Below are 24,851 nucleotides of genomic sequence, written 5' to 3' on the forward strand. Positions count from 1 at the left end.
TTATTCCCATTCATTTATCGCACGCTTTCGCTGTGTCCTGATTGATTCAAGGAATCAATTAACTGCTGCATCCATTTTGGTCAGTGGTGTTTTGTGCTGGATAAAAATCATGGAATTCGTCGTACAGCTAATTTGGCGTGTCCTTATTGTGCTTAGTAACAGCATCGCTAGGGTCTGTGACAGCCAAGCAGAATGGATTTGAAATTACAGTCAATTTCATAATTCATTTTAAAAAACTTTAAAAATATTGGATGGGGAAATAATAGGATGAAATACGTTTCAATTGCGCTGCTCACCAGCCTTGCATTGGTCGGCTGCTCAAAACCACAACAAGATGATGTACAGGAAAAAGAACTTACTCAAAAGATCGAAAAAATGTCATTGAATGATGCTGCCCCTGCACAGGCTGTTTCTTCTCCTTTAATTATCGCTCGCAATAAAATTACTACTCCGCTAACAAAGACGGGAGAAGACTTTCAGGAACTCATCAAAGATGAGGGATATTTTTCTTTTTATCCACCGTATAAAACCATCTCTGGATTACAGATGTTTGCTGAGAATTCGGATGTAGCGGACTATTGTGCAAACTGCGTGCATTTTCAGTCCATTCTCAACGATTTAAGAAATGTTCTAGCTTTAAAAAACAATCAAGTTTTGGTAATCGGACATACTGGTCAACAGTTTCCAGCATTCACATTTGCTTTAGGTGATGACTATTCTTTACGTGCTGCTCATGATACAGCCATCAATTATATAAGATCGACAATGCAGGTGACTCCACCACAAAAAGATCAATTTGAAAGTACAGAACAATATCAACAACGTATTCAGACACTTCAAAAAGAACTAGATAGTAAAAATGCCCATCTCAATTATGACTTAAAGCTATTAGAACTCAGTTTAAATGCTACGTCTGGTCAAAGTCTGTTTATGCCAAGCAGCTATACACCGAATGATCGACCGAATGGTCCGATTGATAATTTTGTTTATTACGATGCTGACTCGAAACAGCTACATTTTGAGAACATGAATTTCGCATCTGATCTTATTGTGAATTTCACAGCTCCATCCACGTCAGAGTTAGCACAAAATATCATTACGGCTAGTGGGCAAAAGTATGTCGGTTATATTTTTAACTTCAATAATCATAAGTTGGAGTTAGATAGTTTAGTCATTTATAAAGCCAACAATACGCAAGCTGATTCAGCAAATGAACCGATCGCAATCCTTGAACCGACTACCATGTCCTTTCAACGCAAACATTTCAACGGCATAGAAAATGCCCGATTAAAGCAATTTGATGTACCGCTTAAAAAACCAATTCCTTTTGATTTTAGCTTGGAAAACTACACGCCGATCGAGAAGGTATTTAAAAAGATCGATGAGTAATTCCCACTTTTATAAAAAGTAAAAAATTGATTGACCAAACAATTAAATACACAGAGTTGGGCTTTCACCCAACCCTGTAGATCACAATATTCGATTAAATATAGGCATGTGTAATGAATTTTATTCCATCTATTGTTTTATCCAGTGTGTTGCTGCTGACTTTAACCGCATGTAATTCAGGCAATGATGCATCAAAACCTAAAGACACTCAAACAAGCGAGCATAGCAATGCTGATGCGACTGAAACGCCCCCTCAATCCGAAGATGATTTTCCACCCGTTGATAAATCCTTTCTAGAAGATGAAACATACAATGCTGAGGAAGTGACTGAACCCACTGTGCAGGAACAGTTTGAAGTCCGTGTTCGTCGTGAAGAATCACAATACTCCATGACAGGCTATACCGATTTGTTAAACATCATGTCTTTGAACGATGCGCCAACCACCATCACAGGGGTTTTAATCAATCGTGGTAATTGCAGAAGTAAAGGTACTTATGATTACCAAAATATGCGCTATGGCTCAGTGGCAAAAGTTTACTTAGGCTGTTCGGCTGACTACGTGCGTGAAGTGACCATCACGACAAGTAGTGGCTTGACCTATACCTATAATTTCTAGGCTTTCGCCCACTCATGCTTCAGTGGATTAGTGGTCTAAGCGCATTGTTTTCCTTAGAGCACTATTCGACAACAACTCCATTACTTTTGCTGAACAAAACTAATTCAGCTTTAAAGGGATGCGTTCACAGTCAAATGTCTTGCGACGAGTTCGCATCACCCTTAAATAATGATTTTTACTATTCGCATTAAAATCACTCTTGAGCAATTGCAGGATACGCTGAATCTGCCTATCATCCTGACAATTCACGAACCAGCCTTTCTTGGCTTGCTCCTCAATGTGGGCTTCACCATAACCATTACTGAGTTCTTCCCACTTCGCTGCCAATTTATTGGCATGATCAGATAAAGTCGTGTTCTGTGCCTGTCCTGCATAAATAAAGTAGATCTGGAGGTAGTAACCACGATCAGGATGATGTTTCATCTTCCAAATTACTGAATGGATGCAACGGAATAAATTGATCTCCCTTGCCCTAACCTCTCTCAACAAGGCATAGACATAACATTCAAATTCGTGAAATGCTAATGACGATACATCTTCCCTGATACCCAACCGCATTGGAAAGATCATTAAGCAGTCCTTGTTTTGTACTAAATCCAAGAAGAAACGTTCAACCTTTTTCATTTCAGCTTTATTCTGCTTCTGATCGTATTGATGACCATGCTGTATCAATTCAGATTTTGACTGGATATCAGCAATCATCAACTGAATGACATGATCGGGCAGGTCTTTAATATTTTCATACAATCCATATTTATTGGCTTGAAACAAGGCTCGTTCAATCTGCTTAAAAATAATGATGGAATCAACATAATCATAACCCGCAATAAAGAAACGTCTAGACTTGATGATTAAAGGAACAATTTGTTGCTTGAATTGTTCACAACTGATTTGGTCATTCACCACATCCTTGATAAATTTTTCAATTTCACAAAAGGTTTGAGCTTCGTTGTAGGTCGTCATGAGAAAACACATCCTAGGTTATTTGTTCATATCACTAGGAGTGCCGTAGTTTTTTAATTATTGTTTGACTTAAAATCCACATCGCTGCAAGGTTTGAGCAACACCTCTACGCCAATGCACTTCAAATTGACCTGTACCAAAGCTACGCATATACGGTATCTTTGTTCGTAGATGTTGTGCATACTTTTCAGGGTTGACTAGGTACATGGCAGCATTCAATGCATTTGTCACTTCCACGGGATTATCACATCGAATACGCCCTACCCCTAAGCGATCATTCAGCATAAACTGCTGCTTATATTCCGTAGTATTACAGTTAAAGTGCACACCGATATTACCCGTAATACTGTTCCACATTTGCCAAACCTGATCAGCAAGATACCAGTCATTCTGTCGTTTCGATGGATCATAAATCAGCAATAAGTGGCAATGGTAGCCTTTATCTACACCTTGCTCTAATGCCCATGCATATCCTTGTAACCCCATGAAACAACCATCTTGATTGGCTATACGATTTCTCAAAATGTTCATATGTTGTTGAACATTCTCGATACCAATATAAACCTGTTGCTCTTTGAGATAACCCAAATCGACACGTACAAATAACAGTTCAGAATAATGTGTGATGAGTTTAGTCAGATACTGATACAGTGACCTTCGATTCTGCTCTTCTTGTTGGATAAAACGACTGAGCTCATTCCAATAATCATTTCGATATTGGCTGAGTACACAACGTAGGATTTGAATCTGTTGAATATTAAAATTTAAGATCTGTGATGCAGATTGCCCATTCAGAAAATGATCAATCCAGTCCTTACACTGAATAAAATATTGGATGGATACAGTGTAGTGAAGCTGTGTTGAATAGAAGTACTGAAAGGCTTCATATAATGTTCTCAATGTTTGTTTGAATTGTTGTTCACTCATCTGTTCAAAACAGACATCGTAAACAAAGTCTTCAATTGCAGTACATACACTGGATTCATTCCAAAGAACTGTAGTCAAATTCATGTCGTGATATTCATCATGTTAGGATTCATATCACTGACTGATCTGTAATTTATTAATTATGCCGCATATATATGAGCAAAGAATCATTTAAGGTATTGATAAGTATATAATAACTTTAATAACCTGCTAAGAGTGATGAACCATTCGACAATAGTTTGAGATGCTGACCTTACCTTTACCCAATGAAAATACTGAATCAGGATAAGCTAAAGTTAGTTTTTAGCACTTTTTTCAATACTTACCTTTGACCCCTTGATTAATACCTTCCTAATAGGGACTACTGGTCTTGGTTGGAAAATCTCATTGTAGGCTAAATATTTGATGACTGTTTGTTTGAACAGGTTTTGCTTTTTTCTGTTCTTAGCATCAAATATTACGAATTTTGAGTTAAATTCTTGTTGTGAGGAAAATACCGCTATAGATTCCGTATCGCTATACACCTTCTGCGGATCTTTGTTTGACTTATGCTCAAAATGAATTTTTAAGAACTTATGCCAATAATCAATTATTGAGCGTGCAATCCCATCGACTTGCGTAAGCTTAGACCGAGAAAAGAAAAATAAAACATCGGCAATCGTTTTATGCTGGCTATTTAAAGTCCAACATCCTAGATACCCAATACATTTTGATAGCGGTTGGGCTCTTTTACCAAAACGGATGAAATTTGTAAAAAGCTTAGAAAATTCCTCTTGTGAGATGTTTCCCCATGCCTTTACATCGAGTATAAATTGAATTCTATAGACCACTACATCTTGAACTAAAATAGCATTTAGATAATCGATAGATGTCACATAACGCCTAGCACAAATTTTATATTGTGCTTCAATTGCCGATATTTTATTCATCTCTAAATGTTTGGAGTTAATTCTATTTTTTAATCGTCCATGATGTACTGAATTTCCTATATACCTATCTCTTAAAACGGCAAGTGCATTGTTCAACTCAAAAATTTTGTTTAAATCCAAATTGAACTTATCATCCATTTTGTTCTTTAAAAAGAAACTTCTTATGCCAAAATTATCCACATTAAGATTAGGACTTAAGGCAGAATTTTGACTGTAATCTAAGAGTTGTAACACTGCCTCAAATTCATCAATCAAACTGAAATATTGCTGGCAGCATGGAGTAATCGAACTTGCCCACTCATCTTCAGTTAATGGATTTGACTCACTAAACTGCCTAGGGAAATCAAAAAAGTTGCCAAATGAAACCAATACATTTTCAATAAAAATCTCTAATCGCACACCGACTTCGACTAATCCTTTAAAATTACTGTCAACGCAGGCATATTCTTCATAAATTAACTGTGCTATCTCAATCCGTTCAATAGCTGCAATTGGTAGGTTTCGATACTGCCAAACTTTCTTTGAATCTTTACCTTCAATTCGTTTTTTCCACCGCTCAAGATTGCGCTGATATGCCAGCAATGGGTCATAATATACAAACTCATCAAGCCTCAAAAAGTCCCCATTAGGTGAGAATGAATCATCAACATTATTTCTGTAGTCTAGCTGTATGATATGGTCAATGTAAGCATAGTAGCCCAGAATCCAATATTGAAACTGATGTATATGCTCTGTTTGATGATATGAAATTCTTGTAAAATCATACCTTGTGATTTTCTTTAATAGATTTAGCCAATTGGTAATTGCTACGCCTGAATCAAACTTGTCTCGACTTATACTATCGGTAAGCTTTTCAACCACTTTTTTCGGGCTAAGCTTTCTTTCACCCTTAAAAAATAAAATACAATGTAAATTCAATCCATGTTGATGATCACTTTCCCACTTAAAAAACCCATTCAAAAAATTAGGAAACTGATTTAAGTAGGTCTGAATTTTGGTTATATATCCTAAATTGATTCGGATAAATTCATGTTCTGCACTATTTGACGAATTTTTTAGATTGATATCCAAACACAAAACATTCACTTTCAAATTTTGTTTAATGATGTGATCAAAATCAGCGCACAAATTCATATGATCGATATAGCTTCTTCTTCTCTCAAATTCCACATTCCAATCTATGCTTGTTTGATTTTCCTTAATCAAATTTTTTAAAGCTACTATTTGAGCTGTAGGGAATGTCTTATCACCCTGTCCACGGAAACGTTTTTGAAGATTTGAGGGTAAATAGGCATAAGGATCATTTCCGCCCAAGTGCAAAAAATACTCACTTGTATTCTGTATATTGCGAATACATTCCATTAATTCAGTAGAGGTCGTCCTTTGCCTGAACTTATATCCACAGTTAGGTAAAATAGCTGAGTTAGGCAATAATTTACTAAAATATAAATATGTATCTTGATCAAATCCATGCACCTCGTTACTCGTATTTAAAAACTTCTCAAGTATAGGATTTCTGTGGCTACGAACGTCCTCAAAAAAGTTAGTCAAGTTTTCCAATGCATCAACAGACTCCTTGAAAAAGGTTGTCTTTCCACGCTCTTCATCTGGCAACAATCCATACGAGTATGGAACTCGCAGCCTTAATAATTCAAAAATCCTTTTATTTTCCATAAAATTAAAATCAAATACACTTTAACTAATTGAATTTAATTTATCTTTATTTTCAATTCAAGCTTTTAAAAGCCTATTAATCACATACTTTTTAAATAAAAATAATAAAATTTAGAATTATTAATCATATTTATGCTATCGACACATATAAAAAATCATGTCGATATTTCTAACTTTTATCGACATGACACCCTAATCATGTTTATGCTATCGACATAACTTATGCTCATGTCGATTTTTCCTATTCGTATCGACATAACAATAAATACTGGAATAAATACGATGACCCAATGGCAAGCAACTGAACCGTATAACGATTTGCCCCCTTTACCACCAAAACAGGATGTAGAGACCAAGACAGTACTCAAGTTATGTATTGAAGCTAGAGCAGCCTTGGCTGAATTAAAGCAGGCAGGCGAGCTTATTCCAAACCAAACGATCCTGATGAATATCATCACATTGTTAGAGGCAAAGGACAGTTCTGAAATTGAGAATATTGTCACCACGACCAATGAGCTATTCCAACATGCACAAGGTCATGAAGATCAGGCTGATCATGCTACTAAAGAAGCTCTAAGATACAGGACAGCACTATATCAAGGCGTACAGTCCATTCAGGAACGCCCTTTAAATACACGTACTGCTATTGAGGTATGCCAGACGATTAAAGGCGTAGATTTGGATATTCGTGCAACTACAGGCACAGCATTGAAAAATAGCTATACAGGAACGGTCATTTACACACCACCTGATGGGCAGGAAACGATCCGTAACTTATTATCCAACTTAGACCAGTTCCTACATTACAACGAAGACATAGATCCTTTAATCAAGATGGCGATAGCTCACTATCAATTTGAAGCGATTCATCCTTTTGTTGATGGTAATGGACGTACAGGGCGGATTCTTAATATTTTGTATTTGATGGATCAGCAATTAATGACTTTGCCGATTCTTTATCTGAGTCGTTTTATCATTCAAAATAAAGCTAAATACTACGAGCTGCTATTGAATGTGACTACACAAGAAAATTGGCAAGAATGGATTTTATTCATGCTACAAGCAGTGAAAAATAGTAGTGAATGGACAATTGCCAAAATCAAAGCAATCCGACGCTTGCATGAACATAGCATCGAATACATTAAAAACCATGCTGAAAAGATTTACTCAAGGGAATTGGTCGATGTGATTTTTGAACAACCCTATTGCCGTATTTCTAATCTAGTCGAAAAAGGCATAGCTAAAAGACAGGCTGCATCCACCTATCTAAAGAAATTAGTTGAGTTAGGAGTACTAGAAGAAACCGCTGTTGGCAAGGAAAAGTTATTTCTACATCCAAAGCTGTTGTACCTCGTAACCAGTAATGAAAACCAATTCAGCCCTTATAGCAATTCGTAGACGTAGCTCAAGTAAACTATCTGAGTTTTTACTACAGTGCATATTCATACCTACAATAGAAATATTTCTTATTTATAGTAAATCAATTAAATTAGCTATATAGCTAACTTTACCATCTTATAATACAATATTAACTATATAGCTAACTTATTAACCCGAGAGCAGACTATGGCAAGTAGAGCTGAGATTGGTAAAAAAATACGAGCAGCAAGAAAAATTCTAGGTTATACACAACAGAAACTATCTGAATTAATACGGATTAATAAAACTACGATTTCCGAAATTGAAAATGGTCGTTTTACAGGGTCTTTTGATATATTTGAACGTGTATTAGATGCTGTTGGCTTACAATTTGAAGTAAGCGAAAAGAAACATACCCTACCCGACTGGGATGAAATTGAAAGCATGTTCTCTGAGGAGGATGAATGAATACCAGCGTATATCTACCCAATAAAATCAATACAATTCACGTTTGTACAAATCAAATCGATCTAGGTGTACTGACATATGGCTCAGTACATCACTATCAACCTATACAAGAAAAACAGCATGTATCTCTCACCATGACCAAGAAAGGTATGGATGGTTATTCATCAGGCTCATTACACCCAATATTTTCCCAAAATTTACCTGAAGGCTTCAATCGCCGATTCATTGCTGAAAAACTTGCAAGATATGCCAAAGTCAATGATATGTATTTATTGGCATTACAAGGTGATCAGGGAATCGGAATGCTTTCTTATAAAAGTGAGCTGAATTTACCCGAAGCTGAATCTTTAAGTCTAGGTGAAATTCTATCCTACGACAGCAAAGAACCTCTTTTCCCTCAACTATTAGAAAAATATTACCTAAGAAATTCACTAGCTGGTATGCAACCTAAAGTGAGCGTGCCAAATGCAATCACAACCCAGACGGATAGAACCGTTCAACAAAGAGATTTAATCGTAAAATCATTCGATTCAGAATTTCCATTACTGACAGTTAATGAATTTGTTTGTATGGAGGCAGCAAGAAAATGTGGGCTTGAACCACCAAAGACTTATTTATCCGAAAATTTAGAAACTTATGTTGTAGAGCGTTTTGATAAAACCGATGATGGTATAAGACTTGGATATGAAGACTTTACGACTTTAATGAAAAAGCCTAATGATCCTGATGCAAAATACACAGGAAGCTATGAAGCTTTATTAAACGCAACCTATCTATATACAGGTAGCTCAATTGAAGTTGAGAGGATGTATAAGTACATTGTTTTCAACTGTCTAATTGGCAATGGTGATGCACACCTTAAGAATTTCGCACTTCAATATTCATCTGATATGAAGGATATTTTTGTTTCACCGCCATTTGATATTACACATACACTGATCTATAAAACGATTGATAATAAAATGGCACTTAAACTTAATGGTGGCAAGGAATTTCCAAATACATCAGATCTAATCAAGTTGGCTCAAAACGACCAAATTAAGATTAGAAATCCTAAAGAGATTATAGAATCTCTCAGTGAGAATATTATTGAATATCTTAAATCATCCAATGAAGTTCAGTTATTTGATGGCTTACGTACATCTATAGAATGCTCAGTGTCCAATATCATGACCTCAAATATTTCAGCAAAACCTTACCGCCATGATAAAAAGAGAAAATTTGAATAGATGAAAACAGATTAGTCTTAAAATTGTGTTTTTATCTCTCGTAGCTGGAGTGTGATACTTAAAAAAGCATCAATAATTTTCAATATCTCAACAGTTGATTTTTACCGCCATACGGAATGTATTCCTATTTGACTACAGAATCTAGGAATACAGTCCCAGTTTTCAGAGATACTTATGGGAAGAAGAGATTTATACAGGGTGTTATTCCCTAAACAACGTAAGGCATTGACAACTTTTGGAGAGGATTTATTACTTGCTGCGAAACGCCGTGGACTGACTAAACAATTGATCTGTGATCGTACAGGTTTTGATAATAAAACCGTGAGTAAAGTTTTTACTGGTGACCCTAGTGTGGCTATTGGTACATACATTAAAGTAATGGCGGTGCTTGGTATGGAAGAAAACTTCGCCAAATTGGCAGCTCATGATGAAGTAGGGATTAAATTACAAAATATTAAACTGTTAGGCAGTTCAAAGTGATCTTATGCTAGTGTCTATCAACTCATCTTTAAGATGCCTAGGGGAAAATAGAAATTCATGTATAATTAAGAACAGCACAGGTGAGCCTCCATGTAAATTTTTCCCTTTGCGATTCAGCGTCCCTACCTTCATGCAGTTGGGGGTATAACTGGGGGTAAAATAGAAAACTCGACTTCTAAGTTACATTAATTATCATATATTTAAATTAAAAAGTTTATTCCCTCTCTCACCGCCAAGTTTACTTTCTATGATATCTCATAGAGTCCTAAAAGCTTAAATCTAAAGGGTTTAGGCTTTTTTTATTGCCTTATGTTTTCCAATTGATCCTATTGAATCCTGAGATGGTTGGGGGTATAACTGGGGGCATAATAAATTACCCCTATTTTTTTACCCCCAAATTTCAATGGAATTAGCTTCAAATCTTAGGTTGAAAGCTATTTAAAACCATTGATTGATTGGAATTTACTGCGGTCAATTTGGGGAAAATTGATAAAAAATCAACAATCAAATTAAATTTATCTGTTTGCTCATTTTTTCGCTTGTTTTTTTAAATAGATTCTGTAGAATTCTCGCCACGTTGCCGGCATAGCTCAGTTGGTAGAGCAACTGACTTGTAATCAGTAGGTCCACAGTTCGAATCCGTGTGCCGGCACCATCAAATTCAAAAAAGGCTTAATTTTAAAGATTAAGCCTTTTTATTGCCTAATTTTTAACTGCGCTGACCTGAATATAATGCACTAAACCATCTTGATAGAGTTTTCTACATAACTTTGCTGTCATATCAATTTTCAATTGTGCCAAGTCAAAATGTTTCCTTTCTTTTCTCTTATTTTCAATATAGACAGCAAAACCATTTAAAACAGGTTCGGAAAAATCCTGAATTTCAATCTGGGTAAATCCTTTTTGTATAAGCTTTTGTGTTAATTGTTGTTCACCCATTAAATTTTGCCAATTTACATCAGCGCTTTTGAGCAAATAACGGTATTGTTGTTTTTTTAAATTTGAACACTCTCGCCAAGCATCTGACCACATCAAATAATGAAATGCAATTCGACCTTTTGAATTCAAAACCAAAGATGTCGAATTGAGAAATGAATTCAAATCACTGTGATAAGCTGCATCTATACACAGCACTACATCAAATAAATTTAAAAGTTGCAGTGCGTTTAAATTCAAAAATGATCCACAATGAATTTGAACTTGGGCTAATTGTTTTTGAATTCGTTTGGCATATTCTGGCTGTAGCTCAACCGCACTGAGTTGTTGAATCTGATAATACCTAAGCCAATGTAAAAGACTTGCTCCCTGTCCACAGCCCAGATCTAAAACATGATCAGATTGTTTGAGTTGAATAGAAGCAGCGATTTGATCCGCTAGGCTTTGGCAAGCCTGTGGGTAATCATCATATTGGTTCTGCCAATAACCTAAATTACTCCAAGCAAGTAGAGAATCATCTCCGAGACGTTTTGCATCTATTGCATATTTATGTCCGAAAACTTTCTCAATCCATCCTTGCTTGGAGTAAGCCATATTTAATAACCCAGTTCTGGCGCAACTGAAACTTTCGGTTTAAGCCCAACGAAAGGCAATGGCGCACCTAAAATTTCAGAAATATGCATCGCCGAGGTCACCGCAGATTCTAAAATTGGTAATCCATCACATGACCACGAACCACAATAAAACACTTTACGATTGAGGTCTAAATGACGTTTTTGAATTTGTTTATTCAACGCAACCGTCTCTGAATCAACAACAGCACGGGTGAGCTGTACCTTAGAAATAATTTTCTTAGGGTCAATATCAATTACAGGGCACCAAGTTTGGAATACGGCATTTTTGCCGACTAGGCTTGGTTCGATTGAATTAATCCACACAGTGAATTGCTGGCGGCTAAAATTCCGATCCATCATATAACTTAATACTGCCCAATCTTTACGGCGTTGTGGCATCACGATTGGATCAGTGTGAATAACCAAATCACCTTGTTCAAAACGGAACTTTTTCAGTAATGCAATATCATCTGCAAATTGTGGTTGCTTGAGAAAATTTTCAATGGCTGGTGTTGGTGTTGCAATAACAACTCGATCGAACAATTGGCTTGCACCTTGTCCATTTTCTACCAAAATCTTATCGCCTTGTTCTTCTACTTTTTCAACAGGTGAGCCACTATGGATAGCAATTCCATCAATCAGTCGATTCACGAGTGCAGGTGTTCCCCCTTTCATTCGCAATAAAGCTTCACCTTCTGTGAGTTGGCGAATAAACTCTAATAGGGGCTTGGCTGGCCACTCACCAATCGTTTTTGGATGGCATGTGCAAATGGTATAAAGCACTGGCATTACCGTACCATGCCAGAACACTTCCTCAATATGGTATTGATTCATGAACTCAGCTAGGGTGATGTCTTGATTATCTGATTTGAAAAATTGATGTACAGCTGTTTTGAGTTGTAGCATCCCTTTTACCAGACGCCAGCCATATTGCTGTATCCCTTTACGGTTATTAATAATTGGGAAATTTCCAATTCGGCTACGTGAAGTTGTTAGCCAAGTATCTGTTTTATCTTCAAATAACCAACTACAAGCCATAAATGTACGCACAGGGAACGTTTCTATTCCCAAATAGCTGGCTAAACTTAAAGTATTTTTCCAAAGTTTTGGGTTCATCACACGTAATGGTGCATCAATTAAGCCCCCATCAAAGTCTATACTGTGACTATCCATGCCGCGCCCAGCAAGTGCTTCGAATATCGTTACGTTATGTCCTGCATCATGTAGGATTCTGGCTGAGGCAAGTCCTGCCATACCACTGCCGATAATTGCAATATCCAAAATTATGTCCCATCAGTTGATGATTTTTCTTGATTATGACTGATAGTTAACCTAAATACGGTATTAAAAAATACCATATTCTGCATTTAAGCTAGACTTTTGTCTTAATGTGTCCATTCACTTATTGTTACATTTTAACACACTTCTTATTTTAAGCTTAAATCAATGATAATATTAACTATATTGTTTTATACATTAAATAAATATACATAACATTCTTTATTTTTCCATTTTTACCCTGTTAGGGACTTTGCAAAGCTGAAATTTAGCGCTATTGTGATTAAACAATAATCAGAATCGAGTCACGTAACAAACTTGATAATAATAAGTGACCTAATATTAAAACAATCAATAGAGAGCCTTATAGCGAAAGCCCATAGCTTTAAAGGAGTTATGGGCTTTCTTATATGTGTCTGTATATAAGGAAAATTAAGCTTTACATGCTGCCAAATTTACCACGATTGAAATCATTGATCGCATCTGTAATCTCAGCTTTGCTATTCATAACAAATGGCCCATAACCTTCAATCGGTTCATTCAAAGGTTGACCTGTTAAAATCAAGAATTTACTGTCTTGCTCAGCCTTGATCGTAAAATCAATTTCTTCACGGCTCAGTACAACCAAACTTGGTGCTGCAATGTGTTGAGCATCATTTAAAATCACCTCACCAGAAAGTAGCACCAACAATGTGGTATGTCCTTCGGTCACATAAAACGTGTGTGCTTGACCCGCCACAATTTTACCATCCCAAACATTGACTGGACTGAATGTTGTAGCTGCGCCAATTGTCTCTTGATATTGCCCAGCAATCACACGCAATACACTTCCTACATCATCCAAGTGAATGCTTTGGATATCAGTTGCTTTAATGGCTTGATATTTTGCAGGCGTCATTTTCGAATGAGCTGGCAAATTTACCCATAGTTGTACCATTTCAAACAAACCACCTTGATGAGCAAATTCAGGGGAATGAAATTCTTGATGTAGAACACCACCTCCAGCTGTCATCCATTGCACATCACCAGCTTTAATTGTACCACCGCCACCACTTGAATCCTTATGTGTCACTTCACCTTGATAGGCAATCGTTACGGTCTCAAAACCGCGGTGCGGATGGGTACCCACTCCTTGTTGAGCAGTTGTTGGTTCAAAACGGTACGGCGCTGCATAATCTAAAAGTAAAAATGGGCTAATCGCTTGTCCCAAACGATCATAAGAAAACAAATTGTACACAGGGAAACCATCACCAACCCAGTGCATATTTTTATTTTGATAGATACCAAGAACTTTCTTCATTTAGTTTCTCCTATTCAGGTAGAAATTCTTTTCTTGAGACTCATTTTACGCCTTGATGATCAACGCTTATAGATATGGATTAACAACAAATTATTCCACAAACAGGACAATCTTAAATTTTATAGATAATTTAATACTAAATTAGGGTCTGTTGACATTTGCTGTATAAAAAATAGCGAGTAAGTAAAATTCAATATTTTTAAAAGAAATAAAAAAAAGAACTTGATATAAATCAAGCTCTTTTTCTTTAATAAATACAATATTTAGTTATTGTATAGTCTAAAACGGTAAATCATCATCTAAATCAGCAGGGGCAGTCGCAGGCTGAGGTGCTGATTTTGGTGTATTAAAACCATTTCCTGCTTGTGGACTACCAGCATAATTACCTTGATTACCGCCAGCAAAACCTCCGCCCTGACCATAACCATTTTGGTTGTTGTTATAACCCGTATTTTGGTAACCACCACCTTGATTATTGTTGTTATTAAAACGTGGTTGATTAAAGTCACCGCCGCCTTGTTCGCTTTGTTGACGCGTATCTAACATTTGCATTTGATCGCCACGAATTTCAGTACTGTAACGCTCTTGACCGTTTTGATCTGTCCATTGACGAGTACGTAATGAACCTTCGATATAAACTTTTGAACCTTTACGCAAATATTGCTGTGCAATTTCGCCTAAACGGTTGTGTAACACAATACGATGCCATTCTGTTTGTTCTTTACGCTCGCCTGTATTCTTATCTGTCCAAGACTCACTTGTTGCAATCGAAAATTGAGTCAGGGATCCACCATTTGGGAAAGTTTTGGTTTCAGGATCTTTACCCAAAGTACCTACTAAAATAACTTTATTCACACCACGCATTAGCTGTCTTCATCCTATATATTTCTATGTTTTACTTTATAAGAGTTATGTTTAAATGGCTACCTCTTTGCCAATCAAGTGCGTTAAATCTTGTCGCCCAGCATCATCTATACACTGTTTATCGACTTTAATATAAGCAACTTGTTGTTCAGGCATCACCACGACTTCTTCAATACCACGAATTGCCAACAATTTTGAAGTCCATTCGTCCGTTTGTGTCATTTGAGGTAGAGGCAACACAATTGAAGACAAATATCGAGGTTGAGCCAGCCCAAAACTGACCAACAACCAAAGTATAGCAATCCCAGAGAGGACACTCCAGCCAAGTGCAGTATTCTGTAACATCAGAAGCTGTCCGCCCAAAGTACCCCCAAAAAAAGCACCTAAGAATTGGCTACTGGCATTTATTCCCATCGCAGTTGCTTTAGATTGAATAGGTGCAACTTTCGATAACCAAGATGGCAATAACGCTTCCATGACATTGAAGGCGATAAAGAAAATACCAAGCCCTGCGAGCAATACATATTTCGATTCATAACCAAAAATAAGAATCAGTAAACCCACAATAATTCCAGCAATTGCTGACAAGAAAATACCACGCATTTTGCGATATTTTTCAGCAATAATAATACTTGGGAAAGCAAAGAACAGACTCAGCACCAATAATGGTAAATAAATCAAACCATGTTTTGCCAGTGGAATTTGTGCATATTCAATCAACTGAGAAGGAATATAAATAAACATTGCCGTGAGCAATAAGTGCAGAGAAAAAACAGAGACATGTAAGCGATTCAGATCGCCCATTTGAATGACTTGTTTCAACTGCGATAAATAACCTTGTTGGAAATTACGATGATGTCGTGTGACTTTAGGCACGAGCAATAACATCAAAATCGCAGCCAATCCCATAATCGTTGTCACGAAAAATAGTCCAGAAATACCGACTAAGCTAGTGAGCCAAGGCCCTAAACTAAATGCCACTACGAAAGACAAGCCAATACTCATCCCCATCGCTGCCATGGCTTTAGTCCGCTGTTCTTCACGGGTCACATCGGCCAGTAAAGCCATGACTACGGCTGAAACTGCACCAGCACCTGCAATTGCACGACCAATAATCACACCATAAATTGTGTCAGATAAACCTGCTATCGCACCACCAATCGCAAATAAGAGTAAACCCAGTACAACCAATGGTTTACGACTAAAACGATCAGCCAACAAGCTAAACGGAATCTGCAAAATTGCTTGTGTTAAACCATAGACCCCTACCGCTAAACCAATGAGGGCAGGCGTGGCATATTGATAAGACTGTCCTGCCACTGAAAAGACAGGAATAATCATGAACAAACCCAACATGCGTAAGGCAAAAATGCTGCTTAAGGCAAAAGTTGAACGGCGTTCTAAAGCATTCATTATTGATAAGACACTATAACTGGCTTAGCGAATTATAAGCGATTCGCTTAACAAGGTTGTAAGTAGATTATGAAAAACACAATCTTTAGGAGAAAAAATAAAGGAGCAAATCGTGCTCCTTTATTTAAAATATACCACTTAGCTGAAAATAAGCTTAAGAAGCTTGCTGTTCTCGCTTGCTATATTGAATAGATGCGATCACGGCCCAAACGATAAAGGCAACCCCGATTAGCCCCGTTACAACTTCAGGTACATGTAAGCCTGTACCACTTGCGATCATGATAAATGCCAAAGCGCCAATCGCATAATGCGCACCATGTTCCAAGAAAATATAAGCATCTAACGTGCCCTTTTCAACAAGATAGATGGTCATTGAACGGACAAACATTGCGCCAATCGCAAGACCTAACATGATAATGACAACATCACTGGTAATCGCGAATGCACCGATCACACCATCAAAACTGAACGATGCATCTAGGACTTCAAGATATAAAAAACCACCAAAACCAGCTTTCACGACACCCGAAGCAGCGCCATTTGCATCATGCGTAACCGCGTTACCATTTTCATCAATCTCTGGCTCACCACCAAGGAGATGACTAAGCACCTGTACGCCAATATATACGACAATACCCCAAATCCCTGCCATGGTCACAGCCAAACGTACAGACTCTTCAACATTGGCTGCCATAATAATCATGGCAATCAATGCGAGAAAAACAGACATGGCTGGCACACTGGCTAAATTTGCTAATTTTGCTTCTAACCACCTAAACCAATGCGTTTCTTTACCATCATCAAAGAAGAAATTTAAAAACACCATTAACAGGAAAGTACCACCAAACGCTGAAATTTCAGCATGATGTGCCATTAAACGCTCTGAATAGGTTTTTGGATCATTCAATGCCATTTTAGCGACTTCAATCATGCCCATATCTGCCGTCACAGCAACAATAACGACAGGGAAAATCAAACGCATTCCAAACACGGCGATTAGAATACCCACCGTTAAAAAAATCATTTTCCAAAAATGATCCCAATTACGTAATACCGAAGCATTTACCACAGCATTATCAAAGGATAGCGAAACTTCCATTACGGCCAAGATCGCAGTAATGGTCAATGCTTTAAGCATCGTAGCTACGCCTGCTTCAGGGCCATGCGTGTAGCCCCAATAGGCAGATAGTGCTAAACACACTACCGTAAAGAATATAGAAAAACGAAAATGCTTCATGAACAGCCTTATGCGAAATCGTTGAGTTATAAAAATGTAGCTATTGTAGGCGAGTTTCGACCCAAAAAGAGAAAAGATTGTTGGACTTGTTTGGCAAAAGAAACCATCCAAACCAGACTCTGTTATAGTGCTGAAAGATTTCTTTTATATGTACTTTAATAGGTTCATTTCATGACGTTTTCTCAAGATGTATGGCAACGTAATCACGATTTATATCAAAAAATATTAGCTCTACCATTCAATCAAGAACTAGCTAAGGGTACTTTAGATCGTAAAGCATTTTGTCATTATGTGATTCAAGATGCTCACTATTTACTCGCTTATGGTCGTGCGCTTGCTGTAGCTGCGGCAAAAGCCTATGAAGCAGATGATGTGATTCAATTTTCGGAAGCAGCAAAAATTGCGATTATTGTAGAACGTAGCCTGCATAGTGATTTTATGCAGGAGTTTGACGTCAGCAAGGCTGAGTTTGAAGGCACACCATTAACACTTGCCTGCCACCATTACACCTCTTTCCTAACCGCAACAGCTTGGTCAGAAAGTTATCCTGTGATTTTGGCAGCATTGCTTCCCTGTTTTTGGATTTATGCTGAGGTTGGTAAAGATATCGTAAACCAATCAGTTCCTAATAATCCGTATCAAGCATGGATTGATACCTATGCAGGTGAAGAATTTAATACGGCAGTGCGCAATGTGATTGCAACTGTAGATAAAGTGGCAGCACGTTGTGATCAAGATACCTTAGCAAAAATGCATGCAGCATATACCATGGGTGCTAAATTAGAATGGTTGTTTTGGGACAGCGCGTACCAGCAACGCCAATGGTTAGGTTTAGATCAAGCTTAATCGTCTATCAGACCTTCATTTACATTTTTCAGAGACATAAAAAAGCCCCTCATAGGGGCTTAGTCGTATATCGTATTGTCCGATATACTGTATGAGGCTCATCTCAAACTGGCTGCATTAAAACATAAATCAGATCGAGTGAATACCTTTAATTGCTTAAAAAAAGTTAACCGCAATTAAGGCAAGCAATGCGGGTACAGATTGGATATAAATAATTTTTTTGCTTGCAGTCAAACCACCATAAATACCTGCAATCAACACACACACTAAAAAGAAATTTGCCAAAGCCACCGCATAGGTTTCAGGTGCAATGAGTGCCCAAAACAAACCTGCTGCAAGAAACCCATTATAAAGACCTTGGTTCTGCGCTAAAACTTTAGTGAGTTGGGCTTTTTCCAAGCTATTACCAAAAGCCTTTAAACCATAAGGTTTGTCCCACAGGAACATTTCCAACACTAAAATATAGACATGTAAGACAGCAATTAATCCTACTAGCAGTTGTCCAATCATATAACTTCCCTTTTTATTTTATGACTCAATTTAAGTAGACCAGCCTCACGAGTGGTCGTCTGTTTTCCAAATTAAGGCTTTAACAACACTTTGCCCTGACGCGCACCCTGAGTTGCTTTGAGTGCAGCCGTTTTAATATCATCAAAACTAAAAACACCTTCCACAGGTAAAACTAATTTCTTTTGCGTCGCAAGCGTTAATAACTCAACAAATAATGCCTTTTTGCGCTCTGCTGGGATTTCTTTATTGACGACACTTACCCAAAAACTTTTCACCATGGCCTGTTTGAAAATCAAATCGCCCGATGAAATCTGCATGGTTTCGCCTGCTTTAGGCTCAGGTTTCGGCATCTCACCTAATTCTAAAACATCTACGGGTTCGCCAAATTGATGATGGATAATACTTTGCATGATTTATTCCTGTATTGGTTGTAACAGCTGTTTGGTGGTTTCTAAAGCCAGATGCAATGGCGCTTTGTCTTGTGCCAATTTGGTCATCAAAGCAGCCCCCTAACCAGAGCTGATACATCACTTGAGCTGTTTTAAATGGATCAAGATGTGTTGGAGCTGCCCTTCTTGCAATAACAGCGCCACGCGTTGCGTGAGTCGATGCACACCTAAATTTAAAATTTGTCGCATGTCTTCAGATAAATCTGAAACCTCTGCTGCGAGTTTGACAATTAAGCAGTTTTCCGCCCAACTGCCATAAATTGGATCGTTAATCCATGCCTGCCACAACGCCATTAAACGTGCATACGCACTTTGTTCAGTATGCTACCAAAGCTGTTCGACTTGTACTTTGTAATCCGCCATGTACTGTTCTAATAGGGCACAATCAAATGCCTCTTTAGACGCAAAATAGTGGTAGAACGAACCTTTTGGCACGTCACAGGCTTTTAAAATTTCTTGTAAACCAACCCCCACAAAACTTTTACGCAATAACAATTCAAAACTAGTATCCAAGATATGTTGTCGAGTTGCTTCACTCTTGATTGATCGTTTCATAGCCACACCATAAATTAATATTAGACCAGTCATGTAGTAAATTTATGTATTTTTATTCTGCAACAGCTTTACGGTAGTAAAATCAGAAAAGGAATGATAAAAATACAACTCGGTCAGGATGTGATACTCGTTATAAATGTGATTTAACCGTCACAATTTGTCGTTTTAAATATTTTTATACCACTTGAACAATTTTAAGGCGCTATCATATAAGACCCATTCAACAGCAAAATGCTGCTCAGAAATTATTTTAAATTGATTAGTACTGAGCTTTCTTTCAATACATTCAACTTAAATAATGAATGATCTATGAGATTGCTGTTCTTCAATGTATTTTGATCTTCTATTTGCATATTACTGAGATGTTTTCATGAGCCAAAGTCATATCCGTATTCGAGGCGCACGTACCCATAATTTAAAGAATGTGTCACTCGATATTCCACGTGACAAATTTGTGGTGATCACAGGGCTTTCAGGTTCAGGAAAATCATCCCTTGCATTTGACACTTTATATGCTGAAGGTCAGCGTCGCTATGTCGAATCACTTTCAGCTTATGCACGCCAATTCCTTTCGCAAATGGAAAAACCTGAAGTTGACTCAATCGAAGGTTTATCACCTGCAATTGCAATTGAGCAGAAGTCAACCAGCCATAACCCTCGTTCAACTGTCGGGACAATTACCGAAATTTATGACTATTTGCGTTTGCTTTACGCACGTGTTGGAACGCCTTACTGTCCTGAACATGATCTCCCAATGGTGGCACAAACCATTTCAGAAATGGTTGATGCGGTAAAAGGACTGGAAGAAGGCACCGCACTGATGCTACTTGCACCAGTGGTGCGCGAGCGTAAGGGTGAATACACCCAATTATTTGAACAATTACAAGGTCAAGGTTTTGTCCGTGCGCGTGTCGATGGTGAAATCATTGATATTGATACCCCACCTGAATTAGACAAAAAGAAAAAACATACCATCGAAGTCGTGGTCGATCGCTTTAAAGTCCGTGACGATCTCGGCAATCGTATTGCAGAATCGTTTGAAACTGCATTACGTCTAGGTAATGATATTGCGGTGTTGTCGTGGATGAATGGCGAACATCCTGAACGTGTGTTCTCTGCAAAACATTCATGTCCTGAATGTGACCGTGCCGTAGCTGAACTTGAACCACGATTATTCTCATTTAATAATCCATTTGGTGCTTGCTCTGTCTGTGACGGTCTAGGAACACGCAGCCATTTCAGCGCAGAAAAACTGATTCCAAATCCAGAAGTTTCGATCAGCCAAGGGGCGATTCGTGGTTGGGACAGACAACGTCCGTATTACTACACCATGCTGCAAAAAGTTGCGGATCATTTCAGTATTGATCTCGATCAACCTTGGAATAGTTTAGATAAAGACACCCAAAAGAAATTTTTACAAGGCACAGGCAAAGAGAAAATCGACCTCAGTTATATCGATGAACGTGGCCGTAAACACAGTCGCGTACAAGCCTTTGAAGGAATTCTGCCACATTTAGAACGCCGTTATCGTGAAACTGAATCGAATTATGTGCGTGATGATCTCGCACAATATTTATCCAATGCAGCATGTGATGCCTGTGAGGGTTCACGTCTCAATGAAATTTCTCGCCATGTTCGTGTTAAAGATAAAACTATTGCACAAATCACCAAGATGTCGATTGGTGATGCAGAAAACTACTATCAAGACCTCAATCTTGAAGGTGCCAAAGGTGAAATCGCAGATAAAATCTTTAAAGAGATTCGTGAACGTTTACATTTCCTCGTCAGTGTCGGTTTAAATTATCTCAGTCTTGCACGTTCAGCCGAAACATTATCAGGGGGTGAAGCACAACGTATTCGTCTCGCATCGCAAATTGGTGCAGGCCTAATGGGTGTGATGTATGTATTGGATGAGCCATCCATTGGTCTGCATCAACGTGATAATGATCGTCTATTACAAACCTTAATTCGCTTACGTGATCTTGGTAATACCGTGCTTGTGGTTGAGCATGATGAAGACGCGATTCGTGCTGCGGATCATATTATTGATATTGGTCCTGGCGCAGGTATTCATGGTGGTGCAATTATTGCTGAAGGGACTTATGACGAACTTGCGAATCATGCTGACTCACTCACTGGTCAATATCTTTCTGGCAAATTAAAAATTGAAGTACCGAAACAACGTACTCAATCACCTCGTCCAAATGAAGTCATTCAATTGTCTGGCGCAAGCGGACACAATTTACAAAATGTCGATCTCACCATTCCTCTCGGCATTATGACCTGTGTGACTGGGGTTTCAGGTTCAGGAAAATCAACGCTGATTAACCGCACCTTATTACCTTTGGCTGCGACCCAGCTCAATGGTGCAACCACACTGACCGCAGAAAAGTTTGATTCGATTGATGGTTTACAGCACTTAGATAAAGTGGTTGATATTGACCAAAGTCCGATTGGTCGTACCCCACGTTCGAATCCTGCCACATATACAGGCTTATTTACCCCAATTCGTGAGTTATTTGCACAAACGCCTGAAGCCAAAGCACGTGGTTACAGCGCAGGTCGTTTCTCGTTTAACGTAAAAGGCGGGCGCTGTGAGGCATGTGAAGGCGATGGCATGATCAAGGTCGCGATGCATTTCCTGCCTGATATGTATGTGCCTTGTGATGCCTGTCATGGCAAGCGTTATAACCGTGAAACTTTAGAGGTTGGTTATAAAGGCAAGAACATTTCAGACGTGTTAGAAATGACCGTAGAAGATGCTGCTGAATTCTTTAGTGCCATTCCTGTGATTCACCGCCGTTTAGATACCTTAATTCAAGTAGGTCTAGGCTATATTCGTTTAGGTCAAGCAGCAACCACGCTTTCAGGTGGTGAAGCGCAACGGGTTAAATTAGCGCGTGAGTTAGCAAAACGTGATACAGGTAAAACCTTATATATCTTGGATGAGCCGACAACAGGTCTACATTTCCATGATATTGCTAAGTTACTCGACATTTTGTATGAGCTACGCAATAAGGGTAATACCATTGTGGTGATTGAACATAATTTGGATGTGATCAAGACTGCCGACTGGGTAATTGACCTTGGTCCTGAAGGTGGTTCTGGTGGTGGTCAAATCATTGCCGAAGGTACACCTGAGCAAGTCGCTGAAGTTGAGATTTCTCACACAGGGCGTTTCTTGAAGCCAATGTTGAAATAAATTTAATTGGTTCTCAAGTACTGGCGTAAATTTAGGTTGATTTCATTTCTCTAGCTTGAATTTACGCCAACTCAAAGGTCATATCTTAAAAAATGGATAAAGAACGGGCAAAAAAAAGCTCAACCTTGGGGAAAGTCGAGCTAGTAAAACACAATATATTGAGAAAATGTTACGAGAGAATAAAATGCAAATTAAATACCTCTCTGCAACCATTATGTGAATTATATCTCAAAAAGTAAAGTCGATTAAATAGATCAAGTTTAAATTTACAATCGTTTTTCCAAATTAAATTAGCTCTTAAAATTGAACTTCCCAAATTTTTTAATTGTCATGCTTCATTTACAAATTAAATTAATCACATAACACAATTTTAATGAGATTAAAATCACATTTTTATTGGTGATTTATTACAGTTTTACGACATATTAAAACGAAAAAAACGATAAACTAAATCGAATTAAACAATTAAGATACATCGTTTCAAAACAAAATTACTCGCTTAAATAAACATAAGAAAATATCTTATCTATATATTAATATTATATTTTTTCTAAAGTTGACAACCGAAACTCTAGCAGAGCAATTTTTAACCACCATTATTATCTTACATGATCATTTGTCGGAACATGTCATTTATTACATTGACATCATATTTTGTTACAATAGAATGAAATCCAACTTTACTCCTTACTGTAAAAGCTGGAAATTATTATGAAAAAACTCGGTTTAGCCACTGCTTTATTATTAGCCATGACCGGTGCTCAAGCTTACCAATTCGAAATCCAAGGTCAGTCTGAAGCTCTAGATTCTAACGATGAAAACAGAGATTTTAATAATTACACTGTTGGCGGACAAGCAACTTACTACTTCAAAAATGTAGATGCTTCTAAAGGTCCTTTAGCTGAAGCAGCTTTTGTTAACCAAGCTTCTAACGTATCTCTTGGTTATAACTTTGCTAATTTAGATGATACTAAATCTCAAAACGTAGGTGTTAAAGCTGAAGCTTATGTACCAACTCCATATACACCAGCATATGCAAGCTTAAGCTATAGCGCGACTGATAATGATGGTAAATATGGTGAGACTGATGACCGTGGTCAGCGTTGGGCGGTTGAATTTGGTTCGGTAATCGCTCCAAACTTCCTTGTTGCTGTAGGTTATACAAACGTTGTTGAACAAACATCTTTGGATACTTTCAAAATCTTAAATAGTGGTTTTGCTAAAGCAGTTGGTGAAACAGCGACTATCGCTGATGACCAAGATGCAATCACTGCTCGTACTAAATACGTTGGTGCTATCGATGGTACGCCTATGTCAATCGGTTTCGAAACAGGTATCGTTTATGGTGAAGACACTGCATACGAGTTAAAAACTGATTTGTACTTAAACTCTCAACTTAGCGCTGGCGTTTCTTACGCTGAATCTAGCTTTGCTGGTTCACCAGACTCAGCTTGGGGCGTGAACGTAAATTACTTCATCACTCCAGCGATCGCTGTTGGTGCAAGCTACTTAAATGCGAATGCTGTTGGTTCTGATGCAGATATGCAAACTGTTGGCTTAAACGCTAAAGTACGCTTCTAATGCAGTCATAGATGTTCTAATTAAGCATCTA

Annotated in this window: 19 protein-coding genes, 1 tRNA gene and 2 pseudogenes; 10 read left to right on the top strand and 12 right to left on the bottom strand. The window is 37.8% G+C overall.

Annotation, left to right across the window (positions count from 1 at the left end; all coding sequences use genetic code 11):
* Positions 1-267: 267 nt before the first annotated feature.
* The gene (locus tag ABLB98_RS13215; protein ID WP_348882571.1) at positions 268-1,389 is read left to right on the top strand and encodes a hypothetical protein; all 1,122 of its coding nucleotides are present in this window, start codon (positions 268-270) and stop codon (positions 1,387-1,389) included.
* A gap of 113 nt (positions 1,390-1,502) precedes the next feature.
* Positions 1,503-2,006: a hypothetical protein gene (locus ABLB98_RS13220; protein ID WP_004913296.1), complete on the top strand. Its 504-nt coding sequence runs from the start codon at positions 1,503-1,505 to the stop codon at positions 2,004-2,006.
* 99 nt (positions 2,007-2,105) lie between these two features.
* On the opposite strand, the gene ABLB98_RS13225 is transcribed toward ABLB98_RS13220, so the two are convergent.
* The 3 genes from ABLB98_RS13225 to ABLB98_RS13235 all read right to left on the bottom strand — a co-directional run bounded on the left by ABLB98_RS13225 (position 2,106) and on the right by ABLB98_RS13235 (position 6,499).
* Entirely contained in the window at positions 2,106-2,969 is an 864-nt protein-coding gene (locus ABLB98_RS13225; protein ID WP_348882572.1) for a hypothetical protein, read from the bottom strand.
* 69 nt (positions 2,970-3,038) lie between these two features.
* Positions 3,039-3,980 (bottom strand): inovirus-type Gp2 protein, encoded by a 942-nt coding sequence (locus tag ABLB98_RS13230; protein ID WP_348882573.1) that lies wholly within the window; start codon positions 3,978-3,980, stop codon positions 3,039-3,041.
* Between the two features lie 212 nt (positions 3,981-4,192).
* Positions 4,193-6,499 carry a hypothetical protein gene (locus ABLB98_RS13235; protein WP_348882574.1) on the bottom strand — a complete coding sequence of 769 codons (2,307 nt, stop codon included), beginning with the start codon at positions 6,497-6,499 and terminating at the stop codon, positions 4,193-4,195.
* 282 nt (positions 6,500-6,781) lie between these two features.
* Between ABLB98_RS13235 and fic the strand changes: the two genes are divergently transcribed.
* The 5 genes from fic to ABLB98_RS13260 all read left to right on the top strand — a co-directional run bounded on the left by fic (position 6,782) and on the right by ABLB98_RS13260 (position 10,690).
* Positions 6,782-7,897 (top strand): protein adenylyltransferase Fic, encoded by a 1,116-nt coding sequence (gene fic / locus ABLB98_RS13240; RefSeq protein ID WP_348882575.1) that lies wholly within the window; start codon positions 6,782-6,784, stop codon positions 7,895-7,897.
* A 168-nt stretch (positions 7,898-8,065) separates the two neighbouring features.
* The gene (locus ABLB98_RS13245) at positions 8,066-8,326 is read left to right on the top strand and encodes a helix-turn-helix domain-containing protein (protein ID WP_004678949.1); all 261 of its coding nucleotides are present in this window, start codon (positions 8,066-8,068) and stop codon (positions 8,324-8,326) included.
* Positions 8,323-9,555 (top strand): type II toxin-antitoxin system HipA family toxin, encoded by a 1,233-nt coding sequence (locus tag ABLB98_RS13250; RefSeq protein ID WP_348882576.1) that lies wholly within the window; start codon positions 8,323-8,325, stop codon positions 9,553-9,555. Before ABLB98_RS13245 ends, ABLB98_RS13250 begins: the two co-directional genes overlap by 4 nt.
* Positions 9,556-9,729: 174 nt before the next feature.
* Complete coding sequence (locus ABLB98_RS13255; protein WP_152878255.1) at positions 9,730-10,035, top strand: transcriptional regulator; 306 nt, start codon at positions 9,730-9,732, stop codon at positions 10,033-10,035.
* A gap of 579 nt (positions 10,036-10,614) precedes the next feature.
* A tRNA-Thr gene (locus ABLB98_RS13260) sits at positions 10,615-10,690 on the top strand.
* Positions 10,691-10,737: 47 nt separating this feature from the next.
* Here the strand turns inward: ABLB98_RS13260 and ABLB98_RS13265 are convergent.
* From ABLB98_RS13265 to ABLB98_RS13290, 6 genes are all read right to left on the bottom strand, one after another.
* Positions 10,738-11,565, bottom strand: coding sequence for a methyltransferase domain-containing protein (locus ABLB98_RS13265; RefSeq protein WP_348882577.1), 828 nt, complete (start codon positions 11,563-11,565; stop codon positions 10,738-10,740).
* Positions 11,566-11,567: 2 nt separating this feature from the next.
* Positions 11,568-12,866, bottom strand: coding sequence for an FAD-dependent oxidoreductase (locus ABLB98_RS13270; RefSeq protein ID WP_005156769.1), 1,299 nt, complete (start codon positions 12,864-12,866; stop codon positions 11,568-11,570).
* 436 nt (positions 12,867-13,302) lie between these two features.
* A complete protein-coding gene (locus tag ABLB98_RS13275; protein WP_348882578.1) occupies positions 13,303-14,163 on the bottom strand; it encodes a pirin family protein in 861 nt (286 codons plus the stop codon).
* Positions 14,164-14,442: 279 nt separating this feature from the next.
* Positions 14,443-15,027, bottom strand: a complete 585-nt coding sequence (ssb, locus tag ABLB98_RS13280) for a single-stranded DNA-binding protein (protein WP_005156773.1) — start codon at positions 15,025-15,027, stop codon at positions 14,443-14,445.
* Positions 15,028-15,078: 51 nt separating this feature from the next.
* Positions 15,079-16,443, bottom strand: a complete 1,365-nt coding sequence (locus tag ABLB98_RS13285; RefSeq protein ID WP_034602552.1) for an MFS transporter — start codon at positions 16,441-16,443, stop codon at positions 15,079-15,081.
* A 151-nt stretch (positions 16,444-16,594) separates the two neighbouring features.
* On the bottom strand, positions 16,595-17,677 hold the full coding sequence (locus ABLB98_RS13290; protein ID WP_348882579.1) for a DUF475 domain-containing protein: 1,083 nt from the start codon (positions 17,675-17,677) through the stop codon (positions 16,595-16,597).
* A 171-nt stretch (positions 17,678-17,848) separates the two neighbouring features.
* On the opposite strand from ABLB98_RS13290, the gene tenA reads away from it, so the two are divergent.
* The gene (gene tenA, locus ABLB98_RS13295) at positions 17,849-18,523 is read left to right on the top strand and encodes a thiaminase II (RefSeq protein ID WP_005156779.1); all 675 of its coding nucleotides are present in this window, start codon (positions 17,849-17,851) and stop codon (positions 18,521-18,523) included.
* A gap of 156 nt (positions 18,524-18,679) precedes the next feature.
* On the opposite strand, the gene ABLB98_RS13300 is transcribed toward tenA, so the two are convergent.
* From ABLB98_RS13300 to ABLB98_RS13310, 3 genes and pseudogenes are all read right to left on the bottom strand, one after another.
* Positions 18,680-19,033 carry a DUF1304 domain-containing protein gene (locus ABLB98_RS13300; RefSeq protein WP_348882580.1) on the bottom strand — a complete coding sequence of 118 codons (354 nt, stop codon included), beginning with the start codon at positions 19,031-19,033 and terminating at the stop codon, positions 18,680-18,682.
* A 71-nt stretch (positions 19,034-19,104) separates the two neighbouring features.
* A pseudogene (locus tag ABLB98_RS13305) lies at positions 19,105-19,359 on the bottom strand (NADPH:quinone oxidoreductase); the annotation flags it as partial.
* An 87-nt stretch (positions 19,360-19,446) separates the two neighbouring features.
* Positions 19,447-20,037: pseudogene (locus ABLB98_RS13310) on the bottom strand (TetR/AcrR family transcriptional regulator).
* Between the two features lie 370 nt (positions 20,038-20,407).
* Between ABLB98_RS13310 and uvrA the strand changes: the two are divergent.
* Positions 20,408-23,239, top strand: coding sequence for an excinuclease ABC subunit UvrA (uvrA, locus tag ABLB98_RS13315; RefSeq protein WP_348882581.1), 2,832 nt, complete (start codon positions 20,408-20,410; stop codon positions 23,237-23,239).
* 711 nt (positions 23,240-23,950) lie between these two features.
* Positions 23,951-24,820 (top strand): porin Omp33-36, encoded by an 870-nt coding sequence (gene omp33-36 / locus ABLB98_RS13320; protein WP_348882582.1) that lies wholly within the window; start codon positions 23,951-23,953, stop codon positions 24,818-24,820.
* Positions 24,821-24,851 lie beyond the last annotated feature (31 nt).

Source organism: Acinetobacter yuyunsongii (genome assembly GCF_041021915.1).
Lineage (GTDB): Bacteria > Pseudomonadota > Gammaproteobacteria > Pseudomonadales > Moraxellaceae > Acinetobacter.